The organism is Ruegeria sp. ANG-S4, assembly GCF_000814005.1.
Classification (GTDB): Bacteria; Pseudomonadota; Alphaproteobacteria; order Rhodobacterales; family Rhodobacteraceae; genus Ruegeria.
This window is the reverse complement of record NZ_JWLK01000010.1, coordinates 156545-173755: the sequence shown is the minus strand read 5'-3', so window position 1 is coordinate 173755 and position 17211 is coordinate 156545. Positions and strand designations below refer to the sequence as shown.

General features: G+C 57.1%; 13 protein-coding genes and 1 tRNA gene. 9 read left to right on the top strand and 5 right to left on the bottom strand.

What is annotated here, in order from left to right; all coding sequences use genetic code 11:
• Positions 1–173 precede the first annotated feature (173 nt).
• Positions 174–4706 carry a glutamate synthase large subunit gene (gltB, locus tag RA28_RS21825; RefSeq protein ID WP_039533355.1) on the bottom strand — a complete coding sequence of 1511 codons (4533 nt, stop codon included), beginning with the start codon at positions 4704–4706 and terminating at the stop codon, positions 174–176.
• Positions 4707–4765: 59 nt separating this feature from the next.
• Positions 4766–6199, bottom strand: a complete 1434-nt coding sequence (locus RA28_RS21820; protein ID WP_039533353.1) for an NAD(P)-dependent oxidoreductase — start codon at positions 6197–6199, stop codon at positions 4766–4768.
• A gap of 229 nt (positions 6200–6428) precedes the next feature.
• Between RA28_RS21820 and RA28_RS21815 the strand changes: the two genes are divergently transcribed.
• A complete protein-coding gene (locus RA28_RS21815) occupies positions 6429–7232 on the top strand; it encodes an undecaprenyl-diphosphate phosphatase (RefSeq protein WP_039533350.1) in 804 nt (267 codons plus the stop codon).
• On the opposite strand, the gene RA28_RS21810 is transcribed toward RA28_RS21815, so the two are convergent.
• A complete protein-coding gene (locus tag RA28_RS21810; protein ID WP_039533427.1) occupies positions 7233–8216 on the bottom strand; it encodes a complex I NDUFA9 subunit family protein in 984 nt (327 codons plus the stop codon).
• 184 nt (positions 8217–8400) lie between these two features.
• Between RA28_RS21810 and RA28_RS21805 the strand changes: the two genes are divergently transcribed.
• The 4 genes from RA28_RS21805 to RA28_RS21790 all read left to right on the top strand — a co-directional run bounded on the left by RA28_RS21805 (position 8401) and on the right by RA28_RS21790 (position 10900).
• Positions 8401–8487: transfer RNA gene (locus RA28_RS21805), tRNA-Leu, on the top strand.
• Between the two features lie 765 nt (positions 8488–9252).
• Complete coding sequence (locus tag RA28_RS21800; protein WP_039533348.1) at positions 9253–9492, top strand: hypothetical protein; 240 nt, start codon at positions 9253–9255, stop codon at positions 9490–9492.
• A 313-nt stretch (positions 9493–9805) separates the two neighbouring features.
• A complete protein-coding gene (locus RA28_RS22330; RefSeq protein ID WP_193747449.1) occupies positions 9806–10147 on the top strand; it encodes a hypothetical protein in 342 nt (113 codons plus the stop codon).
• 423 nt (positions 10148–10570) lie between these two features.
• The gene (locus tag RA28_RS21790; RefSeq protein ID WP_152612133.1) at positions 10571–10900 is read left to right on the top strand and encodes a hypothetical protein; all 330 of its coding nucleotides are present in this window, start codon (positions 10571–10573) and stop codon (positions 10898–10900) included.
• Positions 10901–11090: 190 nt separating this feature from the next.
• Here RA28_RS21790 and RA28_RS21785 read toward each other — a convergent pair whose 3' ends face one another.
• On the bottom strand, positions 11091–11297 hold the full coding sequence (locus tag RA28_RS21785; RefSeq protein ID WP_039533344.1) for a hypothetical protein: 207 nt from the start codon (positions 11295–11297) through the stop codon (positions 11091–11093).
• A gap of 612 nt (positions 11298–11909) precedes the next feature.
• Positions 11910–12245: a hypothetical protein gene (locus tag RA28_RS21780; RefSeq protein ID WP_039533342.1), complete on the bottom strand. Its 336-nt coding sequence runs from the start codon at positions 12243–12245 to the stop codon at positions 11910–11912.
• A 379-nt stretch (positions 12246–12624) separates the two neighbouring features.
• Between RA28_RS21780 and RA28_RS21775 the strand changes: the two genes are divergently transcribed.
• From RA28_RS21775 to RA28_RS21760, 4 genes are all read left to right on the top strand, one after another.
• A complete protein-coding gene (locus RA28_RS21775) occupies positions 12625–13653 on the top strand; it encodes a GlxA family transcriptional regulator (RefSeq protein WP_039533339.1) in 1029 nt (342 codons plus the stop codon).
• Between the two features lie 94 nt (positions 13654–13747).
• Positions 13748–14887, top strand: coding sequence for an aromatic ring-hydroxylating oxygenase subunit alpha (locus RA28_RS21770; protein ID WP_039533337.1), 1140 nt, complete (start codon positions 13748–13750; stop codon positions 14885–14887).
• Positions 14884–16425, top strand: coding sequence for a choline-sulfatase (gene betC, locus RA28_RS21765; protein ID WP_039533335.1), 1542 nt, complete (start codon positions 14884–14886; stop codon positions 16423–16425). The genes RA28_RS21770 and betC overlap by 4 nt, the downstream gene beginning before the upstream one ends.
• Positions 16409–17209, top strand: a complete 801-nt coding sequence (locus tag RA28_RS21760) for an SDR family NAD(P)-dependent oxidoreductase (RefSeq protein WP_039533333.1) — start codon at positions 16409–16411, stop codon at positions 17207–17209. The genes betC and RA28_RS21760 overlap by 17 nt, the downstream gene beginning before the upstream one ends.
• Positions 17210–17211 lie beyond the last annotated feature (2 nt).

Here is a 17211-nt window from a genome sequence, read left to right as displayed (position 1 = left end):
AACTCACTTACACCCGGGCAGACAATAAAACGGAGAAACCCGAACAAACTGTGACCAAAGCTAGGCTCTTTCCGCACAACTCTGCAAGGTGATGCGGGTTTGGCCGTCAAACAATCAAACCCCCGCGTGATACAAAGATCACGCGGGGGGTCTGAATGCGGACGAAAAAGTGCCTATTCCGCCGGAACTGCTTTCGCTTCGACCGACAGAGGATGGCTGAGTTTGTTTAGCATCTCTTTGGGGCAAACCTGCAGGAAGTTGCCTTTTTCCACGTCCCAGTGTTGCAGAATATCGACCGCCTTGCGGCTGTACGTCTCTTGGGCATGGCGAGAGATCAGGGATTTGAGCTGATCTTCCCAATGATCCACCGTCACCGGGCAGGTCACCAATGTTTCCATGTTCATCAGCAGCTCGGCCTTGCCATCGGGATCATACAGATAGGCCATGCCACCGGTCATGCCCGCGCCGAAATTGGCCCCGATTTCACCCAGAATGACAGCGACACCGCCCGTCATGTATTCACATCCGTTCGAGCCACAGCCCTCGATCACAACTTTTGCGCCCGAGTTTCTTACGGCAAACCGTTCGCCCGCACGTCCGGCGGCAAAAAGTTGACCGTCAGTGGCACCATACAGGACAGTGTTGCCGATGATCGTATTCTCATCTGCTTTCAACGGACTGACCTGCGGCGGGCGCACAACGATCATGCCACCTGACAGGCCTTTGCCGACATAGTCGTTGGCATCGCCCGAAACTTCCAGCTTGAGACCCGGTGCAGCGAAAGCACCCAGTGACTGACCGGCAGAACCCTGCAGTTTCACATGCAGATGATCATCCTGGAACGTGTTCCGCATCCCGAAGTTTTGCACGATATGGCTGGACACCCGCGTACCCACCGTCCGGTGCGTGTTCTGGATGGCGTAAGACAGCTGCATCTTCTCGCCGTCTTTCAGGAACCGCGCCGCATCGCGCACGATCTCAGCATCCAATGTGTCCGGCACGGCGTTGCGGTCCTTGTCGCGGTTGTACACAATGTCATGTGCGCCATCGACGGTGATCAGCAGCGGGTTCAGGTCCAGGTCGTCCAGATGCGCCGAACCCCGACTGACCTGCGCCAGCAGATCGGCGCGACCGATGATCTCATCCATCGACCGGGCGCCGAGGCTGGCCAGCAGTTCCCGCACTTCCTGCGCGTAGAACGTGATGAGGTTCACGACCTTATCCGCATTGCCGGTGAACTTGGCACGCAGGGATTCGTCTTGCGTACACACGCCAACCGGACAGGTGTTCGACTGACACTGGCGCACCATGATACAGCCCATCGCGATCAGGGCGGCGGTGCCAATGCCGTATTCCTCGGCCCCCATCATCGCGGCCATGACGATGTCGCGCCCGGTGCGCAGGCCCCCATCGGTCCGAAGGGTCACACGGTCACGCAGGTTGTTCATTGCGAGAACCTGATGCGCCTCGGTCAGGCCCATCTCCCACGGCAGACCCGCGTACTTGATCGATGTTGCCGGTGATGCCCCGGTGCCGCCATTGTGGCCGGAAATCAGGATCACATCGGCCTTGGCCTTGGCCACGCCAGCCGCGATCGTGCCAACACCCGACGACGCCACCAGCTTCACCGTCACCTTGCACCGCGGGTTGATCTGCTTGAGGTCATAGATCAGCTGCGCCAGATCCTCGATCGAGTAGATGTCGTGATGCGGCGGCGGCGAAATCAGGGTCACGCCCTTGGTCGAGTGCCGCAGACGCGCAATCAGGTCTGTGACCTTCATGCCGGGCAACTGGCCGCCCTCACCGGGTTTTGCGCCTTGGGCGACCTTGATCTCAAGCTCTTCACACTGGTTCAGATACTCGGCGGTCACTCCGAACCGGCCCGAGGCCACCTGTTTGATCTTGGCCGACGGATTGTCGCCATTGGGTTCCGGCACAAAATGCGCCGGATCCTCGCCGCCCTCGCCCGAGTCGGACTTGGCCCCGATCCGGTTCATTGCCACGTTCAGCGTCTTGTGCGCCTCTGGCGACAATGCCCCCAGCGACATGCCCGGGGTCACGAACCGCTTTCGGATCGAAGTGATCGATTCAACCTCTTCGATCGGGATCGGCTTGCCCATGGGCTTGAAGTCCATCAAGTCGCGCAGATGGATCGGCGGGTTCGATTGCATCTTGGCCGAATACTGCTTCCACAGCTCAAATGAGGCTCTGTTGCAGGCCATTTGCATCATGTGCATCGAGGTCGCTTCCCACGCGTGGGTCTCACCCGACTTCCGCGCCTTGTAGAAACCACCGATCGGCAGCACATCCAGACCGCTGTCCCAGCCTTTGGCATGAATCTCTTCTGCCTTGGCCTGAATGCCGGTGACACCGATGCCCGAAATCCGGCTGGTCATGCCGGGGAAATACTCGGCCACCATCGCGCGGCTGAGGCCCACAGCCTCAAAGTTCAGACCACCGCGATATGAGGAGATGACAGAAATCCCCATCTTCGCCATGATCTTCAACAGCCCTTGGTCGATTGCTTCGCGATACCGCGCCACGTTCTCTGTCAGACTTCCATCCAGCAAGCCGCGATCAATGCGGTCGGCGAGCGAGTCCTCGGCCAGATAGGCGTTCACAACGGTCGCACCGCAACCGATGAGCACGGCGAAATAATGCGGATCGACACATTCGGCAGACCGCACATTCAGAGAACAGAAAGTGCGCAGCCCTTGGCGAGTCAGATGCGAATGCACTGCGCTGGTCGCCAAGATCATCGGCATTCCGACGCGGCCCTCGCCCGAGTTCATGTCGGACAGCACCAAATGCCCCGCGCCCGAGCGTACGGCCTCTTCTGCTTCGGCTCTGACACGGGCCAAGGCTGCGCTTAGCGCGCCGCGCCCCGGTTCAAAGCTGCAATCAATCTCGACCTGCGGCGCATTGAAATTCTCGACCAGCTTGTCCCACTGGGTGTTGCCGACAAAGGGGCTTTCCAGAACGATGATCTCGGTCTGGCTGCTGTCTTCGTCCAGTACGTTCTTAAGGTTGCCGAACCGCGTTTTCAGCGACATCACGCGATATTCCCGCAGCGAGTCGATGGGCGGATTGGTGACCTGGCTGAAGTTCTGGCGGAAGAAATGGCTGAGCGGGCGGTACTGTTTCGACAGAACGGCTGAGGGCGTATCATCGCCCATTGAGGCCAGCGCCTCTTTGCCGTCTTCCGCCATCGGGGCCAGAATCTGTTCAAGTTCTTCTATGGAATACCCGGCCGCGATCTGACGCTTCCGCAGTTCTTCGCCCGAGAAGATCGGAGCCTCGGCAACACCAGCCAGCGTGGCATCCATGTCATTGATCTTGCCAACCCACTCCCCAAAGGGCAGCGCGCGGGCCAGCTTGTCCTTGATCTGCTTGTCGCGGAACAGCTTGCCCTTTTTCATATCGACGGCCAGCATTTGACCCGGACCCAACGCGCCTTTTTCGGTCACGCTGGCCTCATCAATCGGGACCATGCCTGCTTCGGATCCGGCGATAACCAGACCATCGCCTGTCACCACATACCGCATCGGGCGCAGACCGTTCCGATCCAGACCCGCACAGACCCAGCGCCCATCGGTCATCGCCAGCGCGGCTGGGCCGTCCCACGGCTCCATCACGGAATTGCAGTAGGAATACATGTCGCGCCACGCCTGTGGCAGCTCGACCGCTTGTTTGGACCAGCTTTCCGGCACCAGCATGGTCTTCGCCATCGGGGCTGAGCGACCGGCGCGAACAAGGACCTCGAAAACAGAGTCTAACGCGGCGGAATCTGACGATCCGCCCGGGATGATCGGCTTGATGCCTTCTGCGTAGTCACCAAAGCTGTCCGACGTCATGCGGATCTCATGACTCTTCATCCAGTTGATGTTGCCTTTCAGCGTGTTGATCTCACCGTTATGGGCCAACATGCGGAATGGCTGTGCCAGCCACCACTGCGGGAAGGTGTTGGTGGAATACCGCTGGTGATAGATCGCAAAGGCGGATTCAAAGCGATCGTCCATCAGATCGGGGTAGAAGACAGCGACCTGCTCGGCCAGCATCATACCCTTGTAAATGATCGAGCGGCAGGACAGCGAGGCCAGATACAAGCCCGAAATACCCGCGGCAAGCGCGGCCTTTTCGATCCGGCGGCGGATCACGTAAAGCTCACGCTCGAAGGTTTCCTCGTCCACACCCTTGGCGTTCGAGATCAGGATCTGCTCGATCTCGGGCCGGGTCGCATTGGCCTTGTCCCCCAGACAGGTCACATCCACCGGGACGTGACGCCAGCCATAGATATAATAGCCCATGCGCAGAACTTCGGTTTCCACGATGGTCCTGCACTGCTCTTGCGCGCCGAAATCGGTGCGCGGCAAAAAGACCTGACCGACCGCGATCAACTCGTCCATGTTGGGCTCATGCCCGGTGCGACGGATCTGGTCATAGAAGAAGGGTGCCGGGATTTGCACGTGAATGCCTGCGCCGTCCCCGGTCTTGCCATCCGCGTCCACCGCGCCCCGATGCCAGATCGCCTTGAGCGCATTGATCCCCGCGTCCACGACCTTGCGTGAGGCTTTCCCATCCACGGACACAACAAGGCCCACGCCGCAGGATGAATGCTCTTCTTCTTCGGAATAGAGACCGTTTTCCGCCATCCATGTGCGCTTGGCTTCCTCGGACCGCACCCAATCGGCATCATATTTGGTCATTGGCTGTCTCCTTCTTCCGAGAGGGCTTACTTCGCTTCGAACTCTCATGATCTTTGGTCTTATTCGGCTGCAATGGCCGCTTTGGCGTTGAACCGGTCGATGATCGCTTCGGCACACTCACGCCCGTCACGGATCGCCCAGACCACCAGCGAGGCACCGCGCACGATGTCGCCGATGGCATAAACACCGTCCATCTCGGTTGCACCGGTCTGGAACGCCGCTTTGACGGTGCCCCAGCGGGTCACGGGCAGGTTGGGTTGGCCGAACAAGGTGGGCAGGTCTTCCGGCTCGAAGCCCAGCGCCTTGATGACCAAATCGGCCTCTTCAACATAATCCGCGCCTTCGATGACCTCGGGCGCCTGACGGCCTGAGGCATCGGGCTGGCCCAGGCGCATTTTCTGCACCATGACGCCCGAAACCTGATCGTCGCCGGTGAATCCTTTGGGGGCACTCAGCCACTCGAAGATCACACCTTCTTCTTCGGCATTCTGCGTTTCACGCTGCGAGCCGGGCATGTTGGCGCGGTCGCGGCGATAGAGGCACTTGACCGATGTCGCGCCCTGCCGGACCGAGGTGCGCACACAATCCATCGCCGTATCACCACCACCGATCACGACAACCTTCTTGCCAGCAGCGTTCAGGCGGCCATTGTCGAAGTCCTCAACTGCATCGCCAAAGCTTTTGCGGTTCGACGCTGTCAGGAAATCAATGGCCTTCTCAATGCCAGCCAAACCGCTACCGGGCATGGACAGATCGCGGGACTTATAGACGCCAGTGGCAACGATCACCGCATCGTGCTTCGCCCGGATTTCATCAAACTTGGCCGCGTCTACATCGCAGTTCAGGACGAACTCGACCCCGCCATCGGCCAACAGCTCATTGCGGCGTTGCACGATGTCTTTTTCCAGCTTGAAGCCCGGAATACCGTACATCAACAGCCCGCCCGCACGATCGTATCGATCATAGACCGTGACCTGAATACCCGCCTGACGCAGCATGTCCGCTGCCGCCAGACCACCGGGGCCACCGCCGATGATGCCAACGCTTTCGCCGCGCTCGGCACTTGGCACGACAGGCTTGACCCAGCCTTTGTCCCACGCGGTATCGGTGATGTATTTCTCAATCGTGCCGATGGTGACCGTGCCGTGACCGGATTGTTCGATGACGCAGTTGCCTTCGCACAGACGATCCTGCGGGCAGATACGGCCGCAGATTTCGGGGAAGGTATTCGTGGCCTGACTGGTCGCATAAGCCTCTTCCAGGCGTCCCGTAGCCGTCAGGTGCAGCCAATCGGGAATATTGTTGTGCAGGGGGCAATGCGACTGACAATAGGGCACACCACACTGGCTGCAGCGACTCGCCTGTTCTGCCGCTTTCTCTGCGGCATATTCCGCATAGATTTCGTCGAAGTCTTCCTTGCGGTCATCAGCGGCACGCTTTTCAGGCATGACACGATCGATCTGCACAAATTTCAGCATCGGTTGCTTGGCCACGGCAAAGACTCCATGAATTGGCTTGGTCGGGTTTCTTTAAAGTATGGTTCTCCGGATGAAAAGTCAGTATTTATGACCTATATTCAAAAAAGTCGCCTGATTTTCGGAAGCGCTGGCAAAAAGAGTGAAAATTTAGAACCGAATCGGACCTAATTGATCGCTTTCCTTTCCGTCACTGCGATTATACCCATTGAAACAATGAATACGTGACGGAATTTCGGCAAGATTGATGAGTATTTTTCATTTGATTCTCGTGGCAATAATACAGGGTATTACCGAGTTTTTACCGATATCCTCCTCTGGTCACCTGATCCTGCTGCCCGGTCTGACCGGCATGGACGATCAAGGGCTGGCCATCGATGTTGCGGTGCATGTCGGCACCTTGGGCGCGGTCGTTTTGTATTTCTGGAAGGACGTGAAACATGCGATCTCTGGCCTACCCAATGCCGTGGCCGGACGAACGGATACCCCGCAGTCCCGTCTGGCACTGGGTCTGATCCTGGCCACGATCCCAACAGTGATTGTCGGTGCGGCGCTTTACTTCACAGGACTTGAACACTCCTTGCGGTCCGTGGCTGTCATAGGCTGGGCCATGCTTGGGTTCGGGTTGTTGCTGTATTGGATGGACCAAAAAGGCCCGCAGACAAAACAGGCAACGGATTGGAGCCCACGTGACGCAATCATCATGGGGCTGTGGCAAGTGCTGGCGCTGATTCCGGGAACGTCTCGGTCCGGTATCACTATTACCGGCGCGCGCCAGTTGGGGTATACCCGCGAAGACGGCGCGCGGATTGCCATGCTCATGTCGATTCCCACGATCCTGGCCTCAGGTGTTCTGTTGTCGGCTGATGTTGTTCGGACGGCTGATGTGCAATTGGCAAAGGACGGGGCCATCGCAGCGCTCTTTGCCTTTTTGTCCGCCCTGTTGGCCTTGACCCTGATGATGCGCCTGCTGCGCAGCGTCAGCTTCACGCCCTATGTGATCTACCGCGTTGTACTTGGCGTAGTATTGCTGGCGATCGCCTACAGCTGATCAGTTCCGCAGGTTTTCGGCCGAGTTCTGGATGTCGTCATACTGGCCTGACGGGCGGTACTTCCACAAATACTCGGGCAGAACCGAGTCCAGTGTGGCCGGTTCGATCCCAAGTTCTGCAAAACCCTTGGCCCCATCGGCGACGACATTGTCGCGGCGCAGGTTCTTGACCTGATCGCGGGTCAGGATGTGGTTCGGAAACAGCTGAAAACTGACAAACTTCACGATATCCAAAACGCCGGCCATAATGCGCGCCGCCCAGAACGGCATTCCGATTATGATCCGCCGACGATGGATCACGCCGAGCATTTTCTGCATCAGGTCCCGGAACGTCTGGACCTCGGGCCCACCCAACTCATAAACGCCCCCGCCGACCGTCCCAAGAACACCCTGCACCGCCGCGCGGGCCACATCATCCACATAGACAGGCTGAAACCGCGTATCAGAACCGAACAAAGGCAGAAACGGCCCCATCCGGGTCATGGCCGCAAAGCGGTTAAAGAATTGATCCTCAGTTCCGAAAATAACCGACGGCCGCAGGATGACCGCGTCCGGCATATAGCGCAGAACACCTGCCTCGCCATGCGCCTTGGTGCGTGCGTATTCGCTGTCTGACTCTGCGTCGGCACCGATGGCAGACAGATGAACCATACGGGACACACCGTTTTCGGCAGCCATGCGTGCAACCCGTTCGGCGCCTTCTGCCTGCACGGATCCGAAATCGTTCTTGCCCAGCGCATTGAGAACGCCAACACAATTCACAACCGCGTCCGTGTCCTGCATGGCCAAAGCGACCGAGGCATCGTCGCGAATATTGCAAAGGACAGGCTCAACCTGCCCGACGACGCCGTAGGTTTTGACAAACATCGCCTCATTCGGACGCCGCACAGCCACGCGCACGCGCCAACCTTCGGCGGCCAATCGGCGTGCAATGTAGCGGCCAACAAAGCCCGACCCACCGTAAATCGTGACCAGTTTGGACATGATGGCGCTCCTGCTGTCGTAGTCCCTTTGATCTACTATCCGCAGGTGTTTCAAACAAGGCGCAATAACGCCGCGCGCGGCCGCAAATGAATAGTCCCTGAACCGGCCAAAAAACTTTGGGCTTTCCTTCCGAATCCGGTTGACGCCCTGCGTCAGTCGGCTTAAACGCCCCTCCACGACACCTGCCCAGGTGGCGGAATTGGTAGACGCGCTAGCTTCAGGTGCTAGTGTCCGTATGGACGTGGAGGTTCGAGTCCTCTCCTGGGCACCATGTTTTCCCAAAAATGCAGAAGTTCACCGGCTCTTCGGAAAGTCTGTTCGGTGTCCTCTGATTTTTCGGTGATACCCGGCTGTTTCTTTCACCTCCCCCAAAAGGGGGGTGGCAGTTGCTGGTACGCCCGGTGCCCAATTTTCACCATTGCAAAAAGGCGGACAACTTTAACGCAGATTGATGGAAAGGGTGTTGATAGCGCGGGCCGATGTCTGACTGGCTGCGAACCCTGAGAACCGTGCAAAGGGTGCAACGGTGGGCTGGTTTCAGCTTCAGAAGTGAACCAATGACCACCTACAACAGATGCGACTTGCCCAATTGCCACACAATAGAAGGCGCGCTGATGCGGGCGAAACCGATGAGGCATCGCGATACGCGATACACGCACAACGTCAGGGCTTTTGGAGGCCTTATCATAGGGGCGAGGGACCCAATTCAATGCGTTCATGCAGCGGCATGGCTTCGATGTTCAGTAGAAGCGGAACGTGTGAGGCTTTGCCCTGCTGGCGGTTGAAGTTGCCTCAATCGTCCCGGCGAATTAGGGCAAAATCCCAATCGGTTGGCGGATATTGGGCAGCGCCAGGATGTTGCTGTCAGCTTCTGTGCCGCTGTTGGCAGTAAAAGTGACTAGTTTCGACCTTCATTCAACGACTCATTTTTAGCAGAATTAAGGCTGCGAATTTAGCACCAACCCAACCAAAATAGAGGACATACGTTATGCGATTTCTCGCGCTTTTTTCCTTTTGCCTAATTCCAGCTAGCGTCGTGGCGGAAACCACCAACGGCATCGGACTAAACGGCATCGGCTTGAATGGCGTGCCGTTAAACGCTGCCATCCATATCAGCATAGACACAACCGAACGTGTGGGCCCCGAGCTTCACGAGACAAGTGTTGACCAACTGGATATCAAGAACGCTGAAGTTCCAACGGCCATTCAGACAATCTCACAGTCGAGCCTGGTATCGCTGAATGCCGAAGTCAAACATCATACTGTGCTGGACTAAGGTCGCAACACTGTGCCTCGCGGGTCTCGGTTGGTGTCCCGGTATTGCCATTGCGCAAACAGGAGACGTCTCTGATCCGTTGAACACTCGCGAGGCGGCGACCTTAATGAAGTACGTTGTGAGCTGCGCTTTGCCGTAAGAGCAAAGCGCACGACTTTCCATTGCTGGAGAAGATACAGAGTTCTTCGGTGCCTTCGGACTTGCCCCGGCATGGGTTGAACGCCCCATGAATGAGGCGGAACAGAAAAGGGTTAGCGCCTGCTTGCTGGCAAGAACGAATGCCTTTGGGGCCAAGGTCTCAATATCGCTACGCGTGGGCACGGTTGACTTGAAAGAGTATTCGGCGCTTCAAGTCACCGAACAGGAACAAGCTGAGTTTTCGGTGTTCGAAGGGGCATTTTGGGGAAACGTGTTCGACTCGCCGCCCACAGCTTTTGCCTGCTTCAATCCCGAACTGGAATCTTCGATACTCTTGGAGCACAAAAGGGTGTGCGCTGTTTCCGCAAATGTCCCCGAACCGATTGACGCTGCTATATCCATGTGCGGGTTCAAGTTGGTGGGACCTTGTAGCCCGGAGTTGATTGACGGTGCGGAACGCCTGTCAGAGCATCCTAAACTGCTGGTTTATTTGAACCCTTTTGGGCAAGCGGATTGAACCCAAAGTTCTAAAACTCGCTCGTTTACGCGCAAGGACCTTGGCCGATACTCAGCACAGCGCCGTTTTTGCACGTCAGATCTACGCATTTTTCGGAACATCGATCTTTGGCCCGGTAGACTTGCCACCAAGAATCCTGGAACGCCTCTTGCCCGGTCGGCGCGACATTTGGGGGGCAAATTGGGCCGGGATTGACAGAATGCGCACTTAAAATGTTAAATGAGTGGGATTATTATCGGCGATGCGTAGCACTTGTTGATCTGTGCCAAGCCAAGTTTCTGACAAACGAATTTAGTGTTTATGTACCAGTGTGGAGAAAGAAAATTGAAACTCAGTTATTTTGCAATTTTTGTATTCATTGGGCTTGCTGCTTGACAAACTACGACAGACAGTTCCGGCGGTTCGGTTGACAGAGACGCGGCATTGGCCGCGACGACCCCATCCCAGCTTACTGCTTTGGGCGCGCGAAAATTGAACGCGAACGACTTCAGATCCGAGCTTGTCGGCAAAACCCTCGACGAGGCCGGAGCGAGCGGATGGACGTGGACCATCCACGGTAATGGCACATCGAACTCAAGCGCGGATGATGGCTCGTGGGAAACTTCGTCTGTTTGGGAGATGTCAGGAGACCAGTACTGTCGTCAGACCGGCAATAACCCTCGTAAATGCAGCGACGTCTATGAGCTGGGCGGCATCTATCGCTTTACCGAGAAACCTGAGGAATTGGCTGGCTGGGCGGTTGTCGTTCAGTAGGCCCGCCCGAAGAATTGCCGTGATCTGAAATCCTGACCCCAATCGTCGATTGCGGCACATTGGGTTCAGTTAAAGAGTTGGCGCTCATGTTGTGTTTCGAGCGCGGAATTTTCACTGTCCTCCCTGTTCCTTGGGGCGCGCTTTTGGTGGGCGCGCCTCTTTTCTTTTTGACGCACGCCGTGGCTGCTTTTCAAAAGTAATAGTGCCGATAGAAAAAGGCATCCTGGGGCTGATCGAAGTAACCGGATTCCCGCAGGTCCTTTGCCAGTTGCAGGTTGGCTTCTTTTTGTTCTTTGCGCGCCAGCTCTTTTCTCTTTCGCCGTTCCAGCTTTTCTTTTGGCGTGGCAAAAAAAGCGCCCCAGAAACGGGTCTGAGCGTTGGTCTCGGTGTGTGCCATAATCAATGCCTCCTTTTATGAAACACCAATTCATGGCTTTGACTTGGTGACCAAAGGTGACGGCCGCACTTTCGAAATATTAAGAATTCTACATGGAACGGGCGCCGGTCCCAGAATTCGCGGCCAGTGATGCTGCAACGCTACAAGTCAAGTTTCAAGTGTGTCCAGCGGAGACGTGGCCGACAGCTGAAGGCCGGCGGCTGAGCAAATACACGCTGCCGGAATAGCAGGTTTCCGCCACGTAAACCTGCACCCTCTTTGCGGTCGTGATCTCTTGTCATATGTGCAAAGGCACACTCGTTAGAGGGCCAAAAGATGAAGTTCAGCGCATTGGAAGTCATTTGTTTGGTGCTTGCCGGCATAGTGGCGGTGGCTGGATTCGTGGGCGCCGCCCATGCCCTGATTTCTGCCATTTGAGCTGTCGGTCAGACCTTTACTGAAACACGCGGCCAGGTGACGCACTGGCGCTTTTATGCTTCGCCCTACCTTTTCCGTCAGGCTTTGTTTGACAGGAGAGAAATCGCAAATGTTCAAAGGACTTGGCATCTCAATGGTAATAATCGTGGCAGGCGCACTTGGGCTTCCTGTGTTGTTCCTGCAATTGGTGTGACGTCAGGCAATGCGCATCATCAGGACCATCGCGAGGCACGCGCAAGCGACGCCTGCCGCCTCGCGAAGTCCGATATGCTCGCCAAAAAAGGCCCAGCCCGCGCCGCATAGCACGATCAAAGACAGCATCGAGTAGGCAACGGCCGCTTGCCCCAGCGGGATGTGGCGCATGGCGAAGTACCAAAGAACTGCCGACACGGCGTAAAGAACGATACCCGCAACCATCGGAGGCGACGTGATCGGACGCGCCCCATCTGCAGCGACCTTGATGAACAGGTCGCCGGCGATGACTATGGCTGCGGTAAAGAGGGAAAACAAAACTCCGTAGAATAAACCCATGTTAACTCCGGAAAGAATATAAAAAATGGATGTCTGCGCGGTCTAACAAATGGTTCTAAGCGCATTTCAATAACGTCAATAATAACACATTTCGTTGGTATTATGTGTGTTCAACATCACTGACGCGTACGACAGAATCAGCAATGTTGGTTGCATTAAAGAGTAAGCGTTCATGGTGTGTGTTAAGAACGCGAGTTTCTTTCTTCTCCCTGTTGGTAGGGCGCGCTTGTGGTGGGCGCGCCCTTATTCCTTGTCCTGTCGCTCGGTCGCACAGATTTGAGACCAGTGCTGTACCAATAGCCGTCGCCACCGCCAAAAGGTTCCTGGCCCATGGTGACAAACCCTCGCCGACCGTCCCGGTTTCCGCTACGCTCTTGCCATGCAGAACAAGACCGAGACGACCCAGATTTTGGTTCTGGTTACACCGCACTTCAATCTGGCGGCGACAATGGCTTTTCTGGATCCATTTCGTGCCGCCAATTACCTTGGCGGTCGGCCTTTGTTTCAATGGAACATCGCAAGCGAAGATGGCGGCCTTTGCCGGGCCAGTAACGGGTTCGAAATTTCCTGCGCGCCGCTGGGCCTATCAAAGCAAGAACAACCCGACATTGTTGCCGTGTCAAGCAGTTGGACGCCCGAGGCGTTCTCGAATGAACCTTTGCTATCCGCGATCCGGAAATTCGCACGCACGGGCAGCTACATTGCCGGGATTGATACCGCCGCTTTCATTCTGGCAGAGGCAGGATTGCTTCGGAACAGACGTGCCACGGTTCACTACGAACATATCGATGCTTTTGGCGAGACATACCCGCAAACGGAAATCTGCGAAGACCTCTACATACATGACGGGAACATCGGGACCTGTTGCGGCGGCGCGGCGAGCGGCGAGTATTCTCTTTTCCTACTGCGTGCCATTGTCGGTGATGCACTGGCAAACAACTGTGCCAAATATTTGTTCTACAAAAACCTGCGCGGACCGGGTGCCCATCAGACGGACGATCACCTGGAGCCGCTGGGAAATACGGCACCGCCCAAAATTCGCAAAGCCGTCGAAATCATGGAACAGCATCTGGAAACGCTGATCAGCATCCCCGAGCTTTGCAGGCGTGCCGGGATCTCGCAGCGTCAGTTGAACCGTTTGTTCCAACAATACGTCAAAACCAGCCCGCAATTGTATTACCGGGACATTCGGTTGGACCGATCCCGGGGTCTTGTCACGCAGACCGAATTGCCGATTTCCGAAGTTGCGCTGGCCTGCGGGTTCCCGAGCCACGTGCATTTTGCGCGGGCCTACAAGCAACGATTTGGTCTGCCCCCAAGCCAGGACCGGATAGAGGGCCGGGTTCCGTTCGAGTTCCGCGCCTGGCCGATGCACCGCCCGGCGGTCGTAACGCAAAATGGCCAATAAAGTTCATTGAGCGGCGATTGGGCTATAGTCGATCTGGGGCGTTTTGTTGGATCATACCTTTGCTAACCCGCAGGCAGGCAACGGAGTATCCGGGATGACAAACCTACCGACCAAGGCGCAGTTCACGGCCATCGGCGACGGCTATTCACCGGATGCAGGCAATTCGCAGTCATTGAAATCTGACGCATATGTTCTGCAAGAGTGGTTCGAAGCCGATCAGCGCGACATCATCGCAAAGTCATGGCAATGGGTCTGTCATGTTGAAAAACTGCGAACGCCGGGTTCCTACATCACGATCAACATAGCCGGGCAACCGATTGCCATCGTCCGCGACCGGGAAGGCATGCTGCGCGCGTTTTACAATGTCTGCAAGCACCGCGCACACGAGCTCCTGAGTGGCGAAGGCAACACGACCCGCATCATGTGCCCGTACCACGCTTGGGTCTACAAACTGGATGGCCAACTAGTCCGCGCGCCCGAGACCGAACATCTCGAGAATTTCAGCACAAGCGACATCTGCCTGGATCAGGTTCAGGTCGAGGAATTTGCAGGTTTTGTCTACGTCAATCTGGACCCATCTGCCGCGCCTTTAAGGGAACAATCGGGCGATTTGGAAACCGAAATCCGCCACTGGGCACCGGATATCGATCAACTGACATTCGGTCATCGACTGACCTATGACATCAAATCGAACTGGAAGAATGTGGTCGACAATTTTCTGGAGTGTTACCACTGCCCGACAGCTCATAAGGATTTCTGCGATCTCGTGGACATGGACACCTACAAGGTGACAACACACGGGATTTACTCGAGCCATATGGCGGATGCCGGTAAATCGGCAAACTCGGCCTACGATGTCTCGAATGCCACGGTGCGCACCCACGCCGTCTGGTGGTTGTGGCCGACCACTTGCCTGATGCGGTATCCGGGACGATCCAGCATGATTGTTCTGAACGTCATCCCGGTGGGCCCGGACAGGACCCTCGAAACATATGATTTTTTTCTGGAAACCCCGGAACCCGACGAGGGTGAACTGGACGCGATCCGCTATCTGGACGAGGTTTTGCAGGTCGAGGACATCGGACTGGTGGAAAGCGTTCAGCGCGGTATGAGCACACCAGCCTTTACGCAGGGGCGCATTGTGAACGACCCGACCGGGTCGGGCAAATCCGAACATGCGGTGCATCATTTCCACGGGCTTGTTCTGGATGCCTATGCCAGGGCGCCGCGATGACACAGCCGAACATCGTCGTCGTAATGGCCGATCAATTGGCGCCGCATTGGACCGGCGCCTACGGCCATTCCGTGGCGCAGACCCCGCATATTGACGCGTTGGCAGCGCGCGGGATGCGGTTTGATGCGGCTTACTGCAATTCGCCGCTCTGCGCGCCGTCGCGCTTTGCTTTCATGTCAGGTCAGTTGATCAGCCGCATTGCCGCCTATGACAATGCCAGCGAATTCCGGGCCTCGGTGCCGACCTTCGCCCATTACCTCAAAGCGCTTGGCTATCGCACCTGCCTGTCGGGCAAAATGCACTTTGTCGGGCCGGATCAGAAACACGGGTTTCAGGATCGTGTCACCACCGACATCTATCCCGCCGATTTCGCCTGGACCCCGGATTGGGAAGCCCCGGATGAGCGTATCGACAAATGGTATCACAACATGCAGACGGTCAAGGAAAGCGGCGTCGCAATCGCCACGTTCCAGACCGACTATGATGACGAGGTCGGCTTTGCCGCGCGCCGGTGGTTGATTGATCGCGGGCGCGAGCGGGCCTCGGGCGACGAGACGCCGTTCTGTCTGGTGGCCAGCTTCATCCATCCACATGACCCTTATGTGGCGAAACCGGAATGGTGGGATCTGTATGCCGATGAAGACATCCCGATGCCCGACTATGTGCCCCCGCTGGATCAACAGGACCCGTTTTCGAGACGGGTAATGGACGGGATCGAGGCCAGTTTCGTCCCGTTGAGCGAGGAAGAGGTCCGCCGCGCCCGCCGCGCCTATCTGGCCAATGTCAGCTATTTCGACAGCAAAGTCGGTGAAATCGTCAAAGCCATCGACGACGTGGGCGAGCGGGAAAACACCATCGTCATCGTCACCGCCGATCACGGCGATATGCTGGGTGAGCGCGGACTGTGGTACAAGATGAATTTCTTCGAACACTCTGCCCGCGTGCCCCTGATCATGGCTGGTCCCACCATTGCGCAGGGCGTTGCAGGTAATGCTTGCTCGTTGCTGGATCTGTTGCCGACGTTTGTCGAAATCGCAGGCGGCCGTGCCGAGGATCTGGGCGAACCGGTTGACGGCAGGTCGTTGATGCCGCTGGCGCGGGGTGAGATGGACCCGGTGGACGAAGCCATCGGCGAATACTGCGCCGAGATGACGCCTTATCCCGTCTTCATGATCCGGCGCGGGCCGCTCAAGTACATTCATTGCGACGCCGACCCACCGCAGCTTTATGATCTGGTCGCAGATCCGATGGAGACGCAGAACCTGGCCAAAGATCCGTCCTACGCGGACGCGGCTCAGGCCTTTGCCGATGAAGTGGCAGACCGGTGGGACAGCGAAGCGCTGCGAAGCAATATCATGGCGACGCAAAAATCGCGCCGCGCTTTGCACGCGGCGATGGAGGCCGGAGCCGGAGAGCACTGGGATTACAACCCACCCTCGGACGCCAGCCAGCAATATGTGCGCAACCACATGGATTGGACCGTGGCAGCCGATCACTATCGTCTTGATCCTAGGAGCTCTGATGACAGGGAATCTTGAAGGCAAAACCGCTTTGGTCACCGGCGGGCGCGGCGGCATCGGACGCGCAATTGTCGCGCGTTTCCTGCGCGAAGGCGCGCGCGTCTATGCGGCCGATCTGACCCCGCAAGGATCGCTGGATGAACATGACGAAGACGGAAGCATCTTCGTCAAACTGGACATCACACAGGAGGATGACGCCGTTGCCGCGATGGACCTTGTCGATGCAGACGCGGGAAAGCTGGATGTGCTGGTCAACGCCGCCGGCATCGAGATCGAAAAGACCATTGAAGATACGACGCTGGAGGAATGGAACCGCAGCTTTGCGGTGAACTGCACCGGAACATTTCTGGCGTCCAAATACGCGCTTCCGCTGATGCGCAGAGCCGCGCAAGCGGGAACGTCGGCCTCAATCATCAATTTCGGATCTTATGATGGGTTCATCGCCGATCCCGGTCTGGCGGCCTATTGCGCAACCAAAGGTGCGGTTCATGCGCTGACCCGCGCAATGGCCTGCGATCATGGTCCCGAGGGCATCCGCGTCAATGCCATCTGCCCGGGCTATATCGACACGCCAATGTTGCAGAGCTTCTTTGACGGCGAAGGATCAGGCGGCGGAGGCGGCAACATCGACACGCTACAACAGGCAGTGCGCGACGTTCACCCAATGCGAACCTATGGCACGCCGGAAGACATTGCCAATCTGGTGAACTGGCTGGCCTCGGACGAGGCGCGCTATGCATCGGGTCAGCTTTGGGTGCTGGACGGTGGCCTGTCAGCGCAAGTTCAGCAGATGAAGCTTTGAGG

Coding starts and splice junctions, on each gene's coding strand:
- RA28_RS21785 (WP_039533344.1), bottom strand. CDS start 11,297: ATGGCACACACCGAGACCAACGCTCAGACCCGTTTCTGGGGCGCTTTT.
- RA28_RS21810 (WP_039533427.1), bottom strand. CDS start 8,216: ATGTCCAAACTGGTCACGATTTACGGTGGGTCGGGCTTTGTTGGCCGC.
- RA28_RS21775 (WP_039533339.1), top strand. CDS start 12,625: ATGCAGAACAAGACCGAGACGACCCAGATTTTGGTTCTGGTTACACCG.
- RA28_RS21780 (WP_039533342.1), bottom strand. CDS start 12,245: ATGGGTTTATTCTACGGAGTTTTGTTTTCCCTCTTTACCGCAGCCATA.
- RA28_RS21770 (WP_039533337.1), top strand. CDS start 13,748: ATGACAAACCTACCGACCAAGGCGCAGTTCACGGCCATCGGCGACGGC.
- RA28_RS21815 (WP_039533350.1), top strand. CDS start 6,429: ATGAGTATTTTTCATTTGATTCTCGTGGCAATAATACAGGGTATTACC.
- betC (WP_039533335.1), top strand. CDS start 14,884: ATGACACAGCCGAACATCGTCGTCGTAATGGCCGATCAATTGGCGCCG.
- gltB (WP_039533355.1), bottom strand. CDS start 4,706: ATGACCAAATATGATGCCGATTGGGTGCGGTCCGAGGAAGCCAAGCGC.
- RA28_RS21760 (WP_039533333.1), top strand. CDS start 16,409: ATGACAGGGAATCTTGAAGGCAAAACCGCTTTGGTCACCGGCGGGCGC.